18 protein-coding genes and 2 tRNA genes are annotated in these 20,440 nt (G+C 62.5%); 14 read left to right on the forward strand and 6 right to left on the reverse strand.

Translation table 11 applies throughout. The features are described from left to right. Positions 1-20 precede the first annotated feature (20 nt). From NKK50_RS03510 to derI, 5 genes are all read left to right on the forward strand, one after another. On the forward strand, positions 21-1,580 hold the full coding sequence (locus NKK50_RS03510; protein ID WP_023744768.1) for an FGGY-family carbohydrate kinase: 1,560 nt from the start codon (positions 21-23) through the stop codon (positions 1,578-1,580). Further along, positions 1,577-3,094 (forward strand): glycerol-3-phosphate dehydrogenase, encoded by a 1,518-nt coding sequence (locus NKK50_RS03515; protein WP_023744769.1) that lies wholly within the window; start codon positions 1,577-1,579, stop codon positions 3,092-3,094. The genes NKK50_RS03510 and NKK50_RS03515 overlap by 4 nt, the downstream gene beginning before the upstream one ends. Beyond that, on the forward strand, positions 3,094-4,032 hold the full coding sequence (locus tag NKK50_RS03520) for a sugar phosphate isomerase/epimerase family protein (RefSeq protein WP_023744770.1): 939 nt from the start codon (positions 3,094-3,096) through the stop codon (positions 4,030-4,032). The genes NKK50_RS03515 and NKK50_RS03520 overlap by 1 nt, the downstream gene beginning before the upstream one ends. A 78-nt stretch (positions 4,033-4,110) precedes the next feature. Continuing rightward, the gene (locus tag NKK50_RS03525; RefSeq protein ID WP_023744771.1) at positions 4,111-4,878 is read left to right on the forward strand and encodes a triose-phosphate isomerase; all 768 of its coding nucleotides are present in this window, start codon (positions 4,111-4,113) and stop codon (positions 4,876-4,878) included. Positions 4,879-4,904: 26 nt separating this feature from the next. Continuing rightward, positions 4,905-5,342 (forward strand): D-erythrulose-4-phosphate isomerase, encoded by a 438-nt coding sequence (gene derI, locus NKK50_RS03530; protein WP_023672592.1) that lies wholly within the window; start codon positions 4,905-4,907, stop codon positions 5,340-5,342. A gap of 15 nt (positions 5,343-5,357) precedes the next feature. Here derI and dhaL read toward each other — a convergent pair whose 3' ends face one another. The 3 genes from dhaL to NKK50_RS03545 all read right to left on the reverse strand — a co-directional run bounded on the left by dhaL (position 5,358) and on the right by NKK50_RS03545 (position 7,313). Further along, entirely contained in the window at positions 5,358-5,999 is a 642-nt protein-coding gene (dhaL, locus tag NKK50_RS03535) for a dihydroxyacetone kinase subunit DhaL (protein ID WP_023744772.1), read from the reverse strand. Between the two features lie 24 nt (positions 6,000-6,023). Beyond that, positions 6,024-7,031 (reverse strand): dihydroxyacetone kinase subunit DhaK, encoded by a 1,008-nt coding sequence (locus NKK50_RS03540; protein WP_023667709.1) that lies wholly within the window; start codon positions 7,029-7,031, stop codon positions 6,024-6,026. A 207-nt stretch (positions 7,032-7,238) separates the two neighbouring features. Then, positions 7,239-7,313, reverse strand: a tRNA-Asn gene (locus NKK50_RS03545). Positions 7,314-7,544: 231 nt separating this feature from the next. Here NKK50_RS03545 and NKK50_RS03550 point away from each other — a divergent pair. The 4 genes from NKK50_RS03550 to NKK50_RS03565 all read left to right on the forward strand — a co-directional run bounded on the left by NKK50_RS03550 (position 7,545) and on the right by NKK50_RS03565 (position 10,570). Continuing rightward, positions 7,545-7,805: a PGPGW domain-containing protein gene (locus NKK50_RS03550; protein WP_031203994.1), complete on the forward strand. Its 261-nt coding sequence runs from the start codon at positions 7,545-7,547 to the stop codon at positions 7,803-7,805. 336 nt (positions 7,806-8,141) lie between these two features. Continuing rightward, positions 8,142-8,215: transfer RNA gene (locus NKK50_RS03555), tRNA-Cys, on the forward strand. 110 nt (positions 8,216-8,325) lie between these two features. Further along, positions 8,326-9,000, forward strand: coding sequence for a protein-L-isoaspartate O-methyltransferase family protein (locus NKK50_RS03560; protein WP_023744773.1), 675 nt, complete (start codon positions 8,326-8,328; stop codon positions 8,998-9,000). Positions 9,001-9,184: 184 nt separating this feature from the next. Next, entirely contained in the window at positions 9,185-10,570 is a 1,386-nt protein-coding gene (locus NKK50_RS03565) for a TolC family outer membrane protein (protein ID WP_023667706.1), read from the forward strand. A gap of 146 nt (positions 10,571-10,716) precedes the next feature. Here NKK50_RS03565 and NKK50_RS03570 read toward each other — a convergent pair whose 3' ends face one another. After that, positions 10,717-10,956, reverse strand: a complete 240-nt coding sequence (locus tag NKK50_RS03570; protein WP_196814986.1) for a hypothetical protein — start codon at positions 10,954-10,956, stop codon at positions 10,717-10,719. Between NKK50_RS03570 and NKK50_RS03575 the strand changes: the two genes are divergently transcribed. The 5 genes from NKK50_RS03575 (at position 10,898) to NKK50_RS03595 (ending at position 19,229) form a co-directional block, all read left to right on the forward strand. After that, a complete protein-coding gene (locus NKK50_RS03575; protein ID WP_023833794.1) occupies positions 10,898-11,779 on the forward strand; it encodes a PopZ family protein in 882 nt (293 codons plus the stop codon). The genes NKK50_RS03570 and NKK50_RS03575 overlap by 59 nt on opposite strands. Before the next feature lie 266 nt (positions 11,780-12,045). Continuing rightward, the gene (locus tag NKK50_RS03580; RefSeq protein WP_023744775.1) at positions 12,046-14,829 is read left to right on the forward strand and encodes a valine--tRNA ligase; all 2,784 of its coding nucleotides are present in this window, start codon (positions 12,046-12,048) and stop codon (positions 14,827-14,829) included. A 360-nt stretch (positions 14,830-15,189) separates the two neighbouring features. Further along, entirely contained in the window at positions 15,190-16,404 is a 1,215-nt protein-coding gene (locus tag NKK50_RS03585) for an OmpP1/FadL family transporter (RefSeq protein ID WP_023701680.1), read from the forward strand. Between the two features lie 289 nt (positions 16,405-16,693). After that, positions 16,694-18,418 (forward strand): dihydroxy-acid dehydratase, encoded by a 1,725-nt coding sequence (ilvD, locus tag NKK50_RS03590; protein WP_023706010.1) that lies wholly within the window; start codon positions 16,694-16,696, stop codon positions 18,416-18,418. Then, the gene (locus NKK50_RS03595) at positions 18,405-19,229 is read left to right on the forward strand and encodes a tetratricopeptide repeat protein (protein ID WP_023714413.1); all 825 of its coding nucleotides are present in this window, start codon (positions 18,405-18,407) and stop codon (positions 19,227-19,229) included. Before ilvD ends, NKK50_RS03595 begins: the two co-directional genes overlap by 14 nt. A 45-nt stretch (positions 19,230-19,274) precedes the next feature. Here NKK50_RS03595 and NKK50_RS03600 read toward each other — a convergent pair whose 3' ends face one another. Further along, positions 19,275-19,529 (reverse strand): hypothetical protein, encoded by a 255-nt coding sequence (locus tag NKK50_RS03600; RefSeq protein ID WP_245259994.1) that lies wholly within the window; start codon positions 19,527-19,529, stop codon positions 19,275-19,277. Between the two features lie 114 nt (positions 19,530-19,643). Next, on the reverse strand, positions 19,644-20,438 hold the full coding sequence (xth, locus tag NKK50_RS03605) for an exodeoxyribonuclease III (RefSeq protein ID WP_023667698.1): 795 nt from the start codon (positions 20,436-20,438) through the stop codon (positions 19,644-19,646). Between the last annotated feature and the right edge of the window lie 2 nt (positions 20,439-20,440).

A 20,440-nucleotide genomic window follows, 5' to 3' on the forward strand; every position in this document is an offset into this window, starting at 1 on the left:
AACCATCCGGAACGTGCGGCATGAAAGACCTGCTGATCGGGATCGACGCGGGAACGTCCGTGATCAAATCGGTCGCTTTCGATCTGTCGGGGCGGCAGCTTGCCATGGCGTCGGTGACCAACAGCTTCGTCACGCTGGAAGGCGGCGGCGCCGAGCAGGACCTTAATCAGACCTGGCGCGACATGGTGCTGACCGTCCTCGATCTGGCGACGAAAATTCCAGACCTCGCGCGGCGAACCGCGGCCGTCGCGGTCACCGGGCAGGGCGACGGCACCTGGCTGATCGATGGCGACGGCATGCCGGTCGGGCGCGCCTGGCTCTGGCTCGATGCGCGCGCCGGACATCTGGTGGACGAGATGCGCGGCGATCCCCGGGATCGCACGCGGTTCGCGATCACCGGCACCGGGCTCAACGCCTGCCAGCAGGGCGCTCAGCTCAGCTGGCTGAAGAAAAACAGCCCGGAAATCCTGGAGCGCGCCGCCAATGCCTTTCACTGCAAGGATTGGCTCTATTTCAAGATGACCGGCAAGCGCGCCACCGATCCTTCGGAGGGAACATTCACCTTCGGCGATTTCCGCTCGCGCAGCTATTCCGACGAGGTGCTCGACATTCTCGATCTGACGTCGCACCGCCGCCTGCTGCCCCCCATGCTCGAAGGCACGACCGACCATCATCCGCTTTCTGCGTCGGCAGCAGGCGAGACCGGCCTGCTTGCGGGCACGCCGGTGGTGCTGGGCTACGTCGACATGGTCAGCACCGCGCTCGGCGCCGGCCTCTATGATCCAAGCGGCAATGTTGGCTGCACGGTCATCGGCTCGACCGGCATCCACACGCGCCTGGCGCGCACAGCCGACGATGTCATCCTCAACGACAACGCGTCCGGCTACACGATCGCCATGCCGGTTCCCGGCGCCTATGCGCAACTGCAATCCAATATGGCGGCGACGCTCAACATCGACTGGCTGCTCGGCCTGGCGCGCGACTTGCTGACCGCCAGCGGCGCAAAACCTTCGGGCGACGAATTGCTGAAAGCGCTCGATGTCTGGGTCGAAGGATCGGAACCGGGGTCGCTGGTCTATCAGCCTTATATCTCGCTTGCCGGCGAACGCGGCCCGTTCGTCGATCCAGACGCGCGCGCCGGCTTCATCGGGCTTTCCGTCAAGCACGGTTTTGGCGATCTGGCACGCGCGGTTCTTGAAGGATTGGCCTTCGCGGCCCGCGATTGCTACCAGGCAATGGGCAGCGTGCCCGGCGAAATCCGCCTGTCTGGCGGCGCCGCGCGCAGCCCGTCGCTGCGCGGTATCATCGCTGCGGCGACCCGCGCGCAAGTCAGGACCAGCAGCCGCCAGGAAGCCGGCGCCGCGGGTGCGGCGATGATGGCCGCAGTCGGGCTTGGCGTCTATCGCTCGATGGATGATTGCTGCGCCGAGTGGGTGACGCCGCTGCTGGGCGAATGCGACGCCTATGACGAGGCGCTTTCGCAAACCTACGATGCGCTGTTTCCGTCTTTTGTCGCGGCGCGTCAGGCGCTGCATCCGGTGTGGAAATCGATGGCGCACCGCACAGGAGCTAAGTCTTGAGCGATACAACGGATATTGTCGATCTCTTCGTGATCGGCGGCGGCGTCAACGGCGCCGGTATAGCGCGCGATGCCGCCGGCCGTGGGCTGTCGGTCATCCTGTGCGAGAAGGACGATCTGGCGCAAGGCACCAGCTCGCGTTCCGGCAAGCTGGTGCATGGCGGTCTGCGCTACCTCGAATATTACGAGTTCCGGCTGGTGCGCGAAGCGCTGATCGAACGCGAGGTGCTGCTTGAGGCGGCGCCGCACATCATCTGGCCGATGCGCTTCGTGCTGCCGCACAGCCCCGAGGACAGGCCGGCATGGCTGGTCCGGCTCGGGCTGTTTCTCTACGACCATCTTGGCGGCCGCGAGCGGCTGCCGGGAACGAGGACGCTGAACTTGAGAACAGCGCCGGAAGGGGCGCCGATCAAGGACGAATTCAAGCGCGGCTTCGAATATTCCGACTGCTGGGTCGATGACGCCAGGCTGGTGTTGCTCAATGCGCTCGATGCCAGTCAGCGCGGCGCAAAAGTCTTCACCCGCACCGCCTGTATTGCTGCCCGGCGCGAAGGCGGCATGTGGTCGATCCACATGCAGGATGGCCGCACCGGTGCGGTGACGAAGGTCCGCGCATGCGGGCTGGTCAATGCGGCTGGGCCGTGGGTGAATGACATCGTCAGCCGCGTCGCCGGGCAGAATTCCACCCGCAACGTTCGCCTGGTGAAGGGCAGCCATATCGTCGTGCCGAAATTCTGGGAGGGGCGGCAGGCCTATCTTATCCAGAACAACGACAAGCGGGTGATCTTCGTCAACCCGTATGAGAACGATCTGGCGCTGATCGGCACGACGGACATTCCCTACGAGGGCCGGCCCGAAGAAGTGGCGGCCGAGGCCAGCGAAATCGATTATCTGATCAAGGTGGTCAATCGCTACTTCAAGCGACAGCTCACCGCGCAAGACGTGGTCTACAGCTTCTCGGGCGTGCGTCCGCTCTATGACGACAATGCCGACAATCCAAGCGCGGTGACGCGCGACTACATCTTCGAACTCGACGCCCCGAACGGTGGCGCGCCGCTGCTTTCTGTGTTCGGCGGCAAGATCACCACCTTCCGCAAACTGTCCGAACATGCGCTGGAAAAGATCCAGCCCTTCTTTCCGACCATGAAGAAGGCCTGGACGGCCAAAATTCCCCTGCCGGGAGGCGACCTGCCCAACGCGGATTTCGAGCAGTTCCTGGGCGATCTGCATGCCGAGTTCTCGTGGCTTAGCCCGTCGCTGGTGAAGCACTATGCTCGAAGCTACGGCACGCGCACGCGCGCTCTGCTGAAAGGGGTAAAAGGCGAAGCCGATCTCGGCCGGCGTTTCGGCCCGGATTTCTATGAGCGGGAAGTTGTCTTCCTGTTCGAGACCGAATGGGCGATGACCGCCGCCGACGTTCTCGAACGCCGGACCAAACACGGGCTGCATATCAATGCGGCCGAGCGGAAGACATTCGAAGACTGGTGCACAAAGACCATGGCGGCGGTGAACTGATGGCCTTCACGCTTTCGCTGAACACCAACCCGCTGGTCAATCGCTTCGCCGATCCCGACGATCTGATCGACGCCATTGCCTATGGCATCGGCATCCGCGACGTGCAGCTGACGCATGAATTCGTCAATCCGGGTTGGCCGGCGGCAACGATCGTCAAGTTCGTTCGCCTGTTCAACAGCGCGCTGGCGCGGACTGGCGTGCGGATCACCTCCGGCATGACCGGTCCCTATGGCCGGCTCAACCATTTCGGCCATCCGGACGCGGATGTGCGCCGCTATTATGTCGACTGGTTCAAGACCTTTGCCGACATTTCCGCCGAGCTTGGCGCGTCGGGCATGGGCACGCAGTTCGCCATATTCACCTACAAGGATTTTGACGATCCGCAGCGGCGCGCGGCGCTTCTCGACATCGCGCTCGAATGCTGGCGCGAAGTGGCCGAGCACGCCAAGGCGGCGGGCCTGACCTATTTGTTCTGGGAACCGATGTCGGTGGGGCGGGAGTTCGGCCACACGATCGAAAGCTGCGTCGAATTGCAGGGCGCCATCGATACGGCCAAGCTGCCGATCCCGATGCAGATGATGGTCGACATCGACCATGGCGACGTGACCTCGCCCAATCCTGACGACACCGATCCCTATGCCTGGGCGAAAGCGTTCCCGTTGCGATCGCCGATCATCCACATCAAGCAGTCGTCGATGAACAAGGGCGGGCACTGGCCGTTCACGGCCGCATACAACAAGGATGGCCGCATCATCCCGCAGAAGCTGCTCGATGCAGTGCGGGCGGGTGGCGGAACCGACAATGAGATTTGCCTCGAACTTTCCTTCCGGGAGAGGGAGCCGGTCGATCATCAGGTTATTGCAATGATCCGCGAGTCGGTGGATTTCTGGGCGCCTTACATCGACAGCGGCCGCGAAAGTCTCACGCCTCGCGCTTGAGGGAAAGCGTCGGCCCGAAGGCCGGCGCGTAGACCCGGAAACACGCATCATCCGAATTTCGGATCGAAGGAGAGAAGAATGGCCCCGTATTGGGTCGGCACGAGCTGGAAGATGAACAAGACGCTGGCGGAGGCGCTGCAGTTCGCCGAGGCATTGGCGGCGTTCGTGCCGGGCTTCGATCCGGCGATACAGCCTTTCGTCATTCCGCCCTTCACCGCGGTGCGGCAGGTCAAGGCGGCGCTCGCCAACACCCGCGTCAAGGTTGGCGCCCAGAACATGCATTGGGCCGATGCCGGTGCCTGGACGGGCGAGATTTCGCCGGTGATGCTGAGGGATTGCGGGCTCGACCTGATCGAACTCGGCCATAGCGAGCGTCGTGAGCATTTTGGCGAAACGGACAAGACCGTGGGACTGAAAACCGCAGCGGCAGTCAAGCACGGCTTCGTACCCTTGATTTGTGTCGGCGAGACGCTGGCCGAGCGCGAGGGCGGCCGCGCCGACACAATTCTGACCGCGCAGGTCTTGGGCGCGCTGCAGGGTCTCGCAAACAATGAGTTGTCGGCAGAGATACTCTTTGCCTATGAACCGGTGTGGGCGATCGGCGAGAAAGGCATTCCGGCCAGCGCCGACTATGCCGACAAGCAGCAGGCGCTGATCAAGCAGGTCGCAGCAACCCGGTTGCCGACCGCCCCGCTTGTGCTCTACGGCGGCAGCGTCAATCCCGGCAACGCGGCTGAACTGATTGGCCAGCCGCGTATCGATGGGCTGTTCATCGGCCGCTCGGCATGGCAAGCGGAAGGCTATATCGACATTCTCAAAAAGGCGTCGGCCGCCATCGCGCGCTGACCACGAAAACGAAGGAGTTCATTGCCATGAAGATCGCACTCGGAGCCGACAGCGCCGGCAAGCCGCTGCTCGATGTCATCGCCAAGCATCTCGCCACCAAGCCAGAACTGCAGGTCGTCGATCTCAGCCAGGCCGGATTCTACGCCGATATTGCCGCTGCGGTCGGCCACGAAATTGTCGACGGCAATTACGACCGCGCCATCCTGTTTTGCGGCACCGGCATCGGCGTCAGCATCTCGGCCAACAAGGTGCCCGGAATCCGTGCCGCGCTAACCCACGACACCTATTCGGCGGAACGCGCTGCGAAATCCAACAATGCCCAGATCATCACCATGGGTGCGCGCGTCATCGGCCCCGAACTGGCCAAATCGATCGCCGACGCCTGGCTGGCCTCGGAGTTCGATCCGAACGGTCCCTCTGCCGCCAACGTGCAGGCTGTCGACAAGCTCGACGCGAAGCGCTGAGGATCCGCTCCCGACCTAGCCGGTCAAGGCGATCCGCATCGCCTCGATGACGGTTACGGCGGACGCCGCGCCTGGATCCATATGGCCAAGCGAGCGTTCGCCGAGGCGGGAGGCCCGGCCCTTGGTGGCGATCATCGCCTTGGTCGCCTCCGCGCCGGCCTTTGCCGCCTCGGCTGCAGCCGCGAGGCTGCCGGCCAGCCCCTTGCCGGCGGCCAGTGCCTCGCCCGCAGCCGTCGCGGCCGGCGCCCACGCATCGATCATCGTCTTTTCCCCAGGCTCGGCCTTGCCGCGATCCTGAATGCCTCTGGCCATCGCTTGGAACATAGCGACCGCGTCGGCGTCGTCGAGCGTCGCCTTGCCCTTGACGGCGGCCGCGCCGCGCATGAATGCCGTGGCATAGAGCGGGCCCGAGGAGGCGCCGACGGCGTTGAGGAACGACTTCGCCGCCGTGTTCAGCAAGATGGTCGGATCGGTGGTCCCGTCGTCCAATGCGGCCACCGCGTCGCGTGCCGCGGCAAATCCCAACTCCATGGCAATGCCGTGGTCGGCATCGCCGATCACCCCGTCAAGCGCGCACAACCGGTCCCGGTCGGCTGACATGGCGTCGGCGATGGCAACGAACATCGCGGCAAGGCGGGTGGTGTCGATTGTTGTCATCTGTTGTTCCTTGCCGTCCCCAGTTTACCCGGCGCGAAACATGGCGCAGTCGCAAGGGTGGTCGAGCATCGTTTGCAACTCGTCGTCGAGGTGGTGCAGCGTGATCGAAGCGCCGGCCATTTCGAGCGAGGTGCAGTAATTGCCGACCCAGCTTGCGTGAATGGATACACCGATATCGTCAAGCCGCTGCTTCACGCGCCGGTTCATGATGTAGAGTTCCATCAGCGGTGTCGAACCCAGCGAATTGACCAGCACGGCGACCTTCTCGCCGCGTGCCGGCGCCATCTCGGCGAGAATCCTGTCCAACATTTCGTCGGTGATCTCGTCGGCCGTTTTGAGTTTTCCGCGTGCGATGCCGGGTTCGCCATGGATGCCCATGCCGATCTCCATCTCGTCGGGTCCGATTTCGAAATTCGGCCGGCGGGTTTGCGGCAACGAACAGGGCGCCAATGCGACGCCCATGGTAAAGGTGTGGTCGTTGGCTTTCCCGGCAATGCGTTCGCATTCATCGAAAGACAACATGCGGTCGCAGGCGGCGCCTGCCGCCTTGAAGATGAAGAAGTTCCCTGCGACACCGCGCCGCTTGTGCCTGTCACCAACGGGCGCGGAAGCGACGTCGTCGGTGCTCAGCACCGTGCGCACCTCGATGTCGTCCATCGCGGCCATCTCGGCCGCCATGTCGAAATTCATGACGTCGCCGGCATAGTTGCCGTACATGAACAGCACACCGGCGCCGCCGCTCGCCGCCTTGGCGCATTCGAGGATCGGGTCGGGCGGCGGAGAGGCGAAGACATTGCCGATCGCCGCCGCGTCGGCCAGCCCCTTGCCGACGAAGCCGAGAAAACTCGGCTCGTGGCCCGAGCCGCCACCAATGACGAGGCCTACCTTGCCTTGGCGCGGTCCATCGCGGGCGATGATCGAGCGCGGGCTTCCGTCAACGGCTTTGAGATGGCGGGGATGCGCAGCCAGGATGCCTTCCAGCATCTCGTCGACGGCCCGATTGCCGTCATTGATGATCTTCTTGGTTTGCACCAACGTCCTCCCGATTTGGTATTTTCATAGGTGATACCGGGCGTTATCAGGCTGCCTTCGGGCGAGGGCAGGGGCGCGATGCCCACCAAACTGCCTCGATCGGCTTCGTAGCTGTTACCAGCCGTTCTGGCAGAAGCTAAGCGGACCGAAGTGCGCGGACAATGGCGCTGTAGTGTACAAGATCGCACCACGGCTTAGAAAAGGCGGTGGCTCCCCGGGCCGGATTCGAACCAGCGACCAACCGGTTAACAGCCGGTTGCTCTACCACTGAGCTACCGGGGAATAGAGGCTCTCATGTGAGTGGCGCAGCCTATAGCAAACCCTTTTCGGCTTTGCAAAGAAGCATTTCGCATTTTTTAGCGCATTTTCACCCAATGGTTTCTGGCAATCGCCGGATGACACCACATATGAGCCGTCTTGGGCGCCGTCGGACCTTGGTCGGCGGAACCTGAACGGCGATTGCAGCCTTTAGCGCATATGGCTTTATCGAAGGCAACCGGATCGACTTTCGACATGACTGCAGCAGACGAAAACCAGGCACCGGCGCGGAAAATCTCGGTGTTCGGGCGCGAGTTCACCATGCCGCGCTCGCGCGGGCTGAGGATCGCCATCGGTATCGTTCTGGTGTTTTTCGGCCTTCTCGGCTTCCTGCCGATTCTCGGCTTTTGGATGATTCCGCTCGGCCTTTTGGTGCTTTCCTACGAATTTGCCGCGGTGCGCCGCCTGCGGCGCCGGTTCGTCGTCTGGTGGGAACGGCGTCGCCGGCCAAGTTGAAAGCGATGGCGCGCGATCCCGGAGCGGCCGCTTCGCTTTTCCAGCCCGTCGCAGATTTCCCCCTCAAGATCTCCTTGAGAACGGCAACTGCTGATGCCAGCCGCGCGCGATATGCGGTGAAAGCCGGTTTGCACCCGCTGCGTAAAGCTGCGGGTTCGAGTTTCGCCGGTCGCGCAGCCATGCTTGACGAGCGGCCAATATGCCGGTGCGCCAAGCGCTGAAATCGCTCGGGAACCACGTTGCGGCGGCTGATGAGGAAAGCGCGCCGGAATGCCGCGCGGACGCTTGACGACCTTTCGCTGCCACCATATTGAGTTCGCTCGCCGGGAGCGATGAGGCCTCGTGGCGGAGTGGTTACGCAGAGGACTGCAAATCCTTGCACCCCGGTTCGATTCCGGGCGAGGCCTCCAGTCGCTTCAGCTCCCGCATGTCGGGGGCTTGAGTTCCGGGCGAATGCGCCGCAGTGTCGGCGCGACAAGCGCATTTCAGCGCATTGGCTTTTTGACGGATTGGTTGGGACATGAGCGCTGATTTTTCCGAACTTCGCGTCAAGATGGTCGACGGCCAGGTCCGCACCACGGATGTGACCGACGCAGCATTGCTCGATGCCATGCTTGCCGTGCCGCGCGAGGCCTTTGTCGGGGCCGGCCAACAGGCTCTCGCCTATATTGACGAGGATATCCGCATCTCCGACGGCACCAATGGCAGCGGTGCGCGCTACCTCATGGAGCCGTCGCCATTGGCCAAGCTTTTGCAGTTGGCCGAGATCGACGCTGGCGATTCGGTGCTCGATGTCGGCTGCGGCACCGGGTATTCCGCGGCGCTGCTGTCCAGGTTGGCCAAATCCGTCGTGGCGCTGGAAAGCGATACAGCACTGGCGGAAGCAGCCAAAGCGGCGCTTTCGGCGCAGGGCTGCGATAACGTCACGGTGGTCACCGGCCCACTGCCGCAAGGTCATGCCGCCAAGGCGCCCTACAATGTGATTCTCATCGGCGGCAGCGTCGAGAAAGTGCCTGCGGCGCTGCTTGACCAGCTTGCCGAAGGCGGCCGGCTGGTGGCTGTGGAAGGGCAGGGCAATGCGGGCGTAGCCCGGCTCTTTTTCAACGCAGGGGGGGTTGTAACCGGAAGACGGGCATTTAATGCGGCAATTAAGCCACTACCCGGATTTGAACGCATTCATGCCTTCGAGTTCTAAGTGATTTTGCCTTGCAGCAAAGACTCTGTCATGTTGGCTTACGATTGAACAATCGTTGCTGATTGGTTAACCGGGGTTTCGGGAGCTGTCAGCGGGGGAACGATAGATCGACGCGGCGCTGGCCGATCCCTAGGGATGGGCTGGCGTGGCGTGGTTCCCGTGCAAAACGAATGAGGGATATAAAGTGCCGTCCTTAGCCAAGAGTCTGTTTGTTACCGTCCTCATTTCCGCGACAGCGCTTTCGCCGATAGCCGCCTCGGCGGAAACCATTCTCGGCGCGCTTTCCAAGGCCTACCAGAACAATTCCTCGCTGAATTCGGCCCGTGCCGGCGTGCGCGTCACCGATGAGGGCGTGGCGATCGCCAAGTCGGGCTATCGCCCGGTGATCACTGGTTCGGCTGACATCGATTACACCTCCAGGCACCTAAACGGCAGGAACGCGAGCCTGGCATTGACCACCGGCAGCTTCGGCGTTCGGATTGACCAGACGCTGTTCGACGGCTTCCAGACCAAGAACAGGGTCGCGTCGGCCGCTGCACAGGTGAGGGCCTCGGTCGAGGGCCTGCGCAACACCGAAGAGAACACGCTGTTCAACGCGGCGAGCGCCTATATGGACGTGATTCGCGACCGCCAGGTGGCGGTGCTGACCGAACAGAATCTGCAGTTCCTGACCGAGCAGGCGCGCGCGGCACGCTCGCGCTTCGAGGTCGGCGAGGGCACGCGCACCGATGTGGCGCAGGCCGACGCGTCTCGTTCGGCCGCGGTGGCGCAATTGAGTGCTGCCCGTGCGCAGGCTCTGGCCAGTGCGGCAACCTATCATCAGATCGTCGGTGACGAGCCGGGCAAGCTCAAGGCCGCGTCGCCGTTGGCGAAGCTGTTGCCGAGGAGTCTCGAGGCGGCGATCGGCATTGCATCGAACGAGCATCCGGCCATCCTGGCCGCCCTACATTCCGTCGATGCAGCGGGATTTGATGTAAAGACGCAGGAAGGTGCGTTGCTGCCGCAGTTGACTGCCAGTGCCGGCCTTTCCCATGCCTATCAAAATACTGTACCTGGCGCGGGGAATTCGGACGGCGACTCCAATGCCGCCACGGTCGGCGCGACGCTGACCGTTCCGATCTATTCGGGCGGCCGTACCTCCGCACTCGTTCGTCAGTCGAAGGAATCGCTCAGCCAGGCTCGCATCGAGGTGGATGTCAGCCGTGACTCGGTGCGCCAGGCCGTGACCTCGGCATGGACGCAATACATCGCAGCGCGGGAAAGCGTCGACGCTAATCGGCAGGTGATCGCGGCCGCACAGTTGGCGCTCAACGGCGTCATCGAGGAGCGCAATGTCGGACAGCGCACCACGCTCGACGTGTTGAATGCCCAGAACGCCGTCATCTCGGCAAAGATCGACCTCGCCAGCTCCGAGCGCGATGTGGTTGTAGCCAGCTACGCCATCCTGTCGGCCATGGGCCGCCTGTCGGCCGATCGCCTGGCGTTGAATGTGGTGAAGTACAAGCCTGAAGAGCACTACAGAGCCGTCAAGGACAAATGGATCGGGCTGCGTACGCCGGACGGTCGTTGAGCCCACCTGGGCGGCTCAAATCCCGCCAGGGTTGAAGCATTTCACGCCGCGCTTCCCATGGATGCGCGGCGTTTGTCTTTTGTAGCCTAAATTGTTGAAATCCGGCGTCTTCCGAGATTGGGGATTCTCGGATGGCGATCCGTCGGCTACGCTGTCGCCATGATTCGTATCCGGCTTTGCCGGACAGGAATCCAGGAACGGGTCACTACAGCGCCACGCGTCCGATGGATGCGCAAAGGACGCTGTAGAACTTTGATTTGCGCCTGATCCTCTTCGAAAATCGAAAATCGATTTTCGGGATCATGCGCGGGGGCGGCGGATGTGACGATGGCGACGGCAAGCAGCGCACAGCGCGAACCTTCCATGGAAGAAATACTGGCTTCCATCAGGAGGATCATCGAAGACAGCGACACCGGCCGCAAGCTGCCGGGCGACGCCGATGAGTTGCGCCAGGACCTTGTGCCGGCCGCCGGGCCTGTTTCGGATGTCGAGGCATTCCGCAGCGAATTGCACAGCTCGACCGAAAGCAAGAAGCCGGTGACGCTGGCCGAGGTGCAGGCCCAACTGGCCGAGCCGGTGGTTGCGCGGCCGGAGCCGCGCTCCGAGCCGTCGCCAGTGAAGCCTGCCATTGCGGCAAATGCCACGACCGCCGCGCCACCCGCGCATGCTCCGATGACCCTGGCGGAAGTGAGCGCCAGGATAGCCAGCGAGCCTGCTCCCGCCGTCAGGGCAGAAGCTGCAGTGCGGGCAAAGGCGGAAACCACCGACTCGATCGTCACGGATTGGCGCCGCGAAATCGCGGCGGTTGGCAATCAGACAAAACCGGCTGAGACAGTACGGCAGCCGGAGATCAGGCAGCCAGAGACTGAAAATCGGCAGGCAGCAATCGCGGAGGTCGAGGCTTTCGAAGACGATCTCGCTGCCGAGCCGGCTTTCGAGGCTCATCCTTCGCGCAGCGAGCACGCGCGCCCGGCCGATACAACTCCGGTTCGGTCGGCGATCGTTTCGGAACATACGGGACGGCAGGTCGCAGCCGCCTTCGGCGAGCTCTCCGACGCCTTCGCCAGCCGCAGCAAGAAGACCGTCGACGAGATGGCCGAGGAGATGCTGCGGCCGATGTTGCAGGACTGGCTGGACAACAATCTGCCGACGCTGGTCGAGCGCCTGGTACGCGAAGAAATCGAGCGCGTCGCGCGCGGCGCGCAGTAGACATCACCATAGCCCGTTCCGGATTAAGGCGCCGCCTTCGGGCGACGCTTTCGCTGCAGGTCAGCTTCCGGCCGATGTCGCGAACACGATCAGGTTACCGTCGGGATCGCTGACGATGAAGGTGCAGGCATGGCCTTCCCGTTGAAATGACCAGGGCCCCGCCTATTTGCGTTGAAGGACTGAGGCCGCCCTCGCGGTTGACTTGGCCAAAACCTTCCGATTTACACCGGGTCAGCAAAACTCCCGACCGCGCGGACCATTTTCCCATGCTTGAAAAGACCTACGACGCCAAGACCGTCGAGCCCAGGATCGCCAAAATCTGGGAAGAGGCGGACGCATTTCGCGCCGGCGCCGGCGCCGAGGAGGGGGCGGAGGCCTTCACCATCGTCATCCCGCCGCCCAACGTCACCGGCTCGCTGCATATGGGCCATGCACTCAACAACACGCTGCAGGACATACTCGTGCGCTTCGAGCGCATGCGCGGCAAAAACGTGCTGTGGCAGCCCGGCATGGATCATGCCGGCATCGCCACGCAGATGGTGGTCGAACGCCAGCTGATGGAAAAGCAGATACATCGCCGCGATCTCACCCGCGAACAGTTCATCGACAAGGTCTGGGAGTGGAAGGCCGAGTCCGGCGGCGCCATTTTCAACCAGCTGAAGCGGCTCGGCGCCTCGGCGGACTGGTCGCGCGAACGCTTCACCATGGATGAAGGCCTGTCCAAGGCCGTGCTCGAAGTTTTTGTCAGCCTCTACAAGGAAGGGCTGATCTACAAGGACAAGCGCCTTGTGAACTGGGACCCGAAGCTGTTGACGGCGATCTCCGACCTGGAGGTCGAGCCGCAGGAGGTCAATGGCAATCTCTGGCACTTCCGCTATCCGATCGAGGGCGAGATTTTCGATCCGGAAAATCCTGGGACATTCATCACCGTGGCGACGACACGGCCCGAGACGATGCTGGGCGATACGGCAGTCGCCGTGCACCCGGACGACGAGCGCTACCGGCATCTGGTCGGCAAGAATGTCGTGTTGCCGATCGTCGGCCGGAAAATTCCGGTTGTGGCTGACGAGTATTCCGACCCGGAAAAGGGTTCCGGCGCCGTCAAGATCACGCCGGCGCACGACTTCAACGATTTCGAGGTTGGCAAGCGCCACAAGCTGCCGGCGATCAACATCCTGACCATCGAGGCGGCAATAACGCTCAGGGATAACGAGGATTTTCTCGCCGGGCTCGACGTGACGCCGGAGCGCCAGGCCGTCTGGGACGAGCTCGACGGTCTCGACCGTTTCGTCGCGCGCAAGAAAATCGTCGAGCTGATGGAGGCCGGCGGCTTCCTCGACAAGATCGAGCCGCATCGCCACGCCGTGCCGCATGGCGACCGCGGCGGCGTGCCGATCGAGCCGTTTCTGACCGAGCAGTGGTATGCAAACGCCGCCGAGCTGGCCAAGCCGGCGATCGCATCGGTGCGCGAAGGCCGTACCAACTTCGTGCCCAAGAACTGGGAAAAGACCTATTTCGACTGGATGGAGAACATCCAGCCCTGGTGTATTTCACGCCAGCTATGGTGGGGTCACCAGATCCCGGCCTGGTACGGGCCGGACGGCCGGGTCTTCGTCGAGAAGACCGAGGAAGAGGCGCTGGGCGCCGCGATCGAATATTATCTGGCGCTGGAAGGTCCATGGAAGGCCTGGGTCGAGGACAAGCTCGAGACCTTCAAGCCGGGCGAGATCCTGAGCCGCGACGAGGACGTGCTCGACACCTGGTTCTCGTCGGCGCTTTGGCCGTTCTCGACACTGGGCTGGCCGGATCACACGCCGGAGCTGAAAACCTATTACCAGACCGACGTGCTGGTGACCGGTTTCGACATCATCTTCTTCTGGGTCGCCCGGATGATGATGATGGGCCTGCATTTCATGCACGAGGAGCCGTTCCACACCGTCTATGTGCATGCGCTGGTGCGCGACAAGAACGGGCAGAAGATGTCGAAGTCGAAAGGCAACGTCATCGATCCGCTCGACCTCATCGACGAGTTTGGTGCTGACGCACTGCGCTTCACGCTGACGGTGATGGCGGCGCAGGGGCGCGACGTAAAACTCGATCCGGCGCGCATCGCCGGCTACCGCAATTTCGGCACCAAGCTGTGGAACGCGACACGCTTTGCCGAGATGAACGAGGTCGCGCGCAATGACGATTTTTGGCTGAACGACGCCAAGTTGCCGGTCAACCGCTGGATCCTGACCGAATTGACCCGGGCGTCGCACGCGATCACCGAGGGCATCACCTCATACCGCTTCAACGAGGCGGCAGGGGCTGCCTACCGCTTCGTCTGGAACCTGTTTTGCGACTGGTATCTCGAACTGCTCAAGCCGGTGTTCATGGGCACTGACGAGGCGGCCAAAGCCGAAAGCCGCGCCTGCGTCGCCTTCGTGCTCGACGAGATCTACAAGCTGCTTCACCCGATGATGCCGTTCATGACCGAGGAGTTGTGGGCGCAGACGGCGGGCGAGGGCCGGACGCGCGCAACGCTGCTTTGCCACGCCGCCTGGCCGTCGCCGGACTTCGAGGACGCGGACGCGGCCGCCGACATCAACTGGCTGGTCGATCTGGTGTCCGGCATCCGCTCCGTGCGCTCCGAAATGAACGTGCCGCCGGCGGCGATCGCACCGTTGGTGGTGGTTGGCGCCAGCGTCGAGACCCGGCAGAGGCTCGACCGCCATGCGTCCGCCATCAAGCGGCTGGCGCGGGTCGGCGATATCTCGCTGGAGGACGCGGCACCCAAGGGCTCGGCCCAGATCGTGGTCAACGAGGCGACGGTCTGCCTGCCGCTCGGCAGCCTGATCGATCTCTCCGCCGAGGCGGCGCGGCTGCAGAAAGAACTGGCCAAGGTGACCGAGGAAATCGCGCGGTTGCACAAGAAGCTGTCGAATGAACGGTTCGTCGCCAGCGCGCCGGAAGAGATCGTCGCGGCCGAGCGCGAAAAACTCGACGAATACCGCGATCAGCAGGAGAAGCTTTCGGTGGCGTTGACCAGGGTGCGCGACGCTGGTTGAGCGCTGGATTCGCAAGGCGCCGGCAAGTGCTTGGCGGCGGTTCTTTTGCTCGAACAACAGGCATTCCGTAAGGTTAATATTGACGTAAACGGAAAGTTTCAGCCCCATTGTTGCCATAATGTAACAATCGGGCCAAATAGCTCCGAAAGGGCTTGTTTTTGAGGTTTTTGTGACGGGTTTCACAGAATTCTTTCGCTGATCTGCCCCCGGAAAGTCGTTTTTCGGCCTTGCTTCGGAACCAGCCGCTGTGCCGGAAAGGCAGCCGGCTCAGGTGTACATGTACGCTATGTGAATTCATTGTTGCGCCGTTAACCCGAATTGGTTCTAGCTTGACCCACTAGTATTTCGGGGAGGATATCCATGAACAATCTGCGTTTTAAAACACTGCTGGGGGCGGGGTGTTTTTCGCTGGGCTTGATCGGTTCCGTACATGCCGGCGGCATCGAGCGCGGTGGCTACGACATCGACCTTCTGTTCGATCCGGCGCGCTTCGCCACCGAAGCCGAGGCGACCTACGTGATGCCTGAGCGCAAGCTCAAGAATGCCGTCGACGGCAACGCGACGCTCAACTTCAAAAGCACAGCTGATGACAGCGAAGGCTACTGGGTGCCGCGCATAGGCTTCAAGGCCGAGGTGGTTAAAGACGTCGACTGCATGGCTGACTATTCGCAGCCTTGGGGCGCGCATACGAATCCTGGCATCTGGAACGGCTCTTTCTCCAACATCGAAACCGATATCAAGAGCAATAATTACGCAGCCACCTGCTCCTACAAAATGGATGCCGGCAAGGGCCAGCTACGTTTTATCGGCGGTGTCTTTTACCAAGAAGTCTATGGTTTCAAGGAAAGCTTCATCACGCCGCTGGCGCCTGGCGCCGTTGGCCGCGTTGACCTAAAGGGTACCGGCTGGGGCTGGCGCGCCGGCCTTGCTTATGAGATCCCCGAAATCGCGCTGCGTGCCAGCCTCGTTTATAACTCGCAGGTCAAGTTGGACAATCTTGAGGGTACGCTCGACCTATCGCAAGTCGGCCAGGGTAAACCTGACATCTACGGTTCCGCGTCTATGCCGGATTCGGTGGAATTGAAGCTTCAGTCAGGCATCGCGCCTGGCTGGCTCGCTTTCGGCTCGATCAAATGGGTCAACTGGAGTGTGCTGCAGAGCATTCCGATCTGCTCGCAAGCAACCAAGGGCCTTGCACCTTGCACGACGATTTCCCCATTTCCAGTTAGGCTAACCTCGCTCGACCTGATGTACCGCGATGGCTGGACGGTGACCTCCGGCATCGGCCACAAGTTCAATGAGCAGTGGAGTGGTGCCGCCCAGCTATCTTGGGATCGCGGCACGTCGCACGGTGTTGGCTCGCAGACCGATACCTGGACGCTCGGTGGCGGCGTCGCTTACACGCCAACCGCCAACATCGAAGTGCGGTTGGCCGGCGCGGTTGGTGTACTGACCAGTGGTCACTCAGGCACGTTGACTGACGAGAATGGCTATGAGGCCGGTACCGACGTCAGCTACGACTTCGGCAACGATCTGGTCACGGCAATTTCGGGCGGCGTCAAGATCAAGTTCTAAGGCTCTGAAAATTATAACGAAAGGCCGGGTATAGCCCGGCCTTTTTGTTTTGTGGGTGGACCATCGAGCGATGACGGAAAACTTGGTGTTGCAAATCCGTCGCATCACTTTCACCTCTCGCAATTGTGACGTTTTGGCAACAGTTCCCGACCAACCCCCGCGCTACAGCCTCGCCCGAAGAAATTGCCCATTTCCCGCCATAAACCCGGCGCACCTCGAATTCGTCTCGGGACACGCGCCACAAGGCTCGGCGATGAGGCAGGCCGCACCGCCCGCGGCAAGGAAGAGAATGGACGCCAAAGTCATTTCCAAGGCCAAGCTGCCTAGCCGCCATGTGACCGTCGGTCCGGCGCGTGCGCCGCACCGTTCGTATCTCTATGCCATGGGCCTGTCTGCCGCCGAGATCGCGCAGCCGCTGGTCGGCGTTGCCTCCTGCTGGAACGAGGCGGCGCCTTGCAACATCTCGCTGATGCGCCAGGCGCAAGTGGTCAAGAAAGGCGTCGCGGCCGCCAACGGCACGCCGCGCGAATTCTGCACCATCACCGTCACCGACGGCATCGCCATGGGCCACCAGGGCATGAAGTCGTCGCTGGTGTCGCGCGATGTCATCGCCGATTCGGTCGAACTCACCATGCGCGGACATTGCTACGATGCGCTGGTCGGCCTTGCCGGCTGCGACAAGTCGCTGCCCGGCATGATGATGGCCATGGTGCGGCTCAACGTGCCGTCGATCTTCATCTATGGCGGCTCGATCCTGCCGGGCTCCTATCGCGGCCGCCAGATCACCGTGCAGGACGTGTTCGAGGCGGTCGGCCAGCATTCGGTCGGCACGGTCAGCGATGCCGAACTGCTCGAGATCGAGCAGGCGGCGTGTCCGTCCGCCGGCTCCTGCGGGGCCCAGTTCACAGCCAACACTATGGCCACCGTCGCCGAGGCGATCGGCCTGGCGCTGCCGTACTCCTGCGGCGCGCCGGCGCCCTACGAGATGCGCGACCGCTTCAATTTCGCCTCCGGCGAAAAGATCATGGAGCTGATCGCCAAGAACATCCGGCCGCGCGACGTCGTCACGCTGAAGGCGCTGGAGAATGCGGCGACCGTGGTCTCGGCCACCGGCGGCTCGACCAATGCGGCTTTGCACCTGCCGGCGATCGCGCATGAGGCAGGCATCAAGTTCGACCTGTTCGACGTTGCCGCGATTTTCGAGAAGACGCCCTACATCGCCGACCTCAAGCCGGGCGGCAAATATGTCGCCAAGGACATGTTCGAGGCCGGCGGCATTCCGCTGTTGATGAAGACGCTGCTCGACCACGGCTATCTCCATGGCGACTGCATGACCGTGACTGGCCGTACTTTGGCCGAAAACATGGAGCATGTTGCCTGGAATGATAGCCAGGATGTGGTCCGTCCCGCCAACCGACCAATCACCCAAACCGGCGGTGTCGTGGGCTTGAAGGGCAACCTTGCCCCCGAAGGCGCGATCGTGAAGGTCGCGGGCATGACGGAGCTGAAATTCTCAGGTCCGGCACGGTGTTTCGATTCGGAAGAGGAATGTTTCGAGGCGGTCACGCACCGCAACTACCGGGAAGGCGAGGTTCTCGTCATCCGTTACGAAGGTCCGCGCGGCGGCCCGGGCATGCGCGAGATGCTGTCGACGACGGCGGCGCTCTACGGCCAGGGCATGGGCGGCAAGGTCGCTCTCATCACCGACGGTCGTTTCTCGGGCGCGACGCGCGGTTTCTGCATCGGTCATGTCGGGCCCGAAGCTGCCGTTGGCGGCCCGATCGGGCTCTTGAAAGACGGCGATGTGATTTCGATCGATGCAACCAAAGGCACGATCGAGGTCGACCTGTCCGAGGCCGAACTGGCAACGCGGGCGAAGGCCTGGAAGGCGCGCACGACCGACTATCAGTCGGGCGCGATCTGGAAATACGCACAAACGGTAGGGCCTGCCCGCGACGGCGCGGTCACCCATCCGGGCGGTGCCAAAGAAACACATTGCTATGCGGATATCTGAGTTGTTGAGGTCGTCTGTCCTTCCGGCACTGGTCGCTGTTGCGATCTTTGGCGCCGTGGGCCAGGCCATGGCCTTCGACGACAAGGTGTTCGACGACAAGACCGGCGTGAAGCCGCAATCGAGCCCATGGGCCGTGTTCCAGTTCGGCTTCTCCGCTTACAAGAGCGGCCACAAGGAACAGGCGGTCGAGGCCTATAAATACGCCGCCGAGAACGGCCAGATCGGCGCCACCTGGAAGCTCGCGCGCATGTACGCCGAAGGCGACGGCGTGACGCGCGACGACTATGCGGCCTTCAAATTCTTCTCCGAGATCGTCGATCAGGATGTCGAGCCGGGATCGCCGGAGGAAAGCTATGTCTCCGACGCGCTGGTGGCGCTGGGCGACTATCTCCGGACAGGTATCCCCGGCAGCCCGGTCGAGGAAAACGAGGTCGCGGCGCAGGAATATTACATGCGCGCGGCCGCCAACTACCGCAACCCGAACGCCCAGTTCGAGATGGGCCAGATGTTTTTGAAGGGCGAGGGCGGCGTCAAGGCCAGCGTCAAGCAGGCCGGCCGCTGGTTCCAACTCGCCGCCGAAAAAGGCCATGCCGGCGCCCAGGCGACGCTCGGCAATCTTCTGTTCCAGAGCGGCAAGATCGTGCGCGGGCTGGCCATGATGACCGCCGCGCTCGAACGCGCCTCGCCGAGCGACCAGCCGTGGATCCGCGGCATGCAGGAAGAGGCATTTGCCGCCGCCGGCGAAGCCGACCGCCGCACGGCGATTTCGCTTGCCGACGATCTTCTCACCAAGGGTGGTGACGACCAGTGAAATTGCCAATCTCCCCCCTTGAGGGGGGAGATTAGCTCACATCCATCAGTTCTCGGTGAGTTCCGCCGGCACCGCTCTGTGTACCGGCATCGAGATCGGCGTGACGTGCAGATGCGGCTTAATCGTGCTGTCGGGACAGGTATCGCCGATCTTGGTCCATGAGGTGTTGTTGAGCACCAGGTCGCAGCGGGCCATATGGCTCTTGTCTGAAACCGTCAGGCAGGTGACCTGGCCGACTTGGTAGGACTTGCCATTGGCCAGGCACTGCTGGTCGGCAAGTGCCGCTGCAGGGGAGGCCATGGCAAATGCCAGGCCGATTGGACAAAGGAGGAATCGTAGTGCCATGGAACCCCAGCCGCCATGCTGATCTCTGACTGAATGGCGCGATTGTGGCGATATCAGGGTTTCGGCTGATCAAGCCGGCAGCAGCGCCAGATCGATCGCCACCGGCACGTGGTCGGAAGGTTTTTCCCAGGCGCGCACATGCTTTTCGATCGAGGCCGAGGAAAAGCGGTTGGCCGCTTCGGGCGACAGCAGCAGATGGTCGATGCGGATGCCGTTGTTCTTCTGCCAGGCGCCGGCCTGGTAATCCCAGAAGGTATAGACATCGGCCGCATCGGTGACGGCGCGCACCGCCTCGGTAAAGCCGAGATTCTTCAGTCGCCGGAAGGCCTGCCGGGTCTGCGGCTGGAACAGCGCATCGCCAAGCCAGTTCTCGGGGAAGCGCGCATCGACCGGCTCGGGGATGACATTGTAGTCGCCGGCCAGCACCAGCGCCTCCTCCAGAAGCAGCCGCTGCTCGGCCCAGCGATGCAGCCGCTCCATCCAGGCCAGCTTGTAAGGAAATTTCTTCTCGTCATCGATGGGATTGCCGTTGGGCAGATAGAGCGAGGCGACGCGCAGCGCGCCCTGGTCGGTCGAGAACACGCCCTCGATGAAGCGCGCCTGCTCGTCGGCGTCATCACCGGGCAGGCCTCTGATAACCTCGTCGAACGGAAGTTTCGACAGTAGGGCGACGCCGTTAAAGCCCTTCTGGCCATGGGTTTCCACGTTGTAGCCAAGCGCCTCGATCTCGGCGCGCGGGAACTGCTCGTCGACCGACTTGATCTCCTGCAGGCAGACGATGTCGGGCTGGCTTTCGCTCAGCCAGTGGGTGAGGTTGCCTATGCGGGCGCGAATGCCGTTTATGTTCCAGGTAACGATTTTCATGG

The sequence above is a fragment of the Mesorhizobium sp. M0001 genome (assembly GCF_040324255.1).
Lineage (GTDB): Bacteria > Pseudomonadota > Alphaproteobacteria > Rhizobiales > Rhizobiaceae > Mesorhizobium.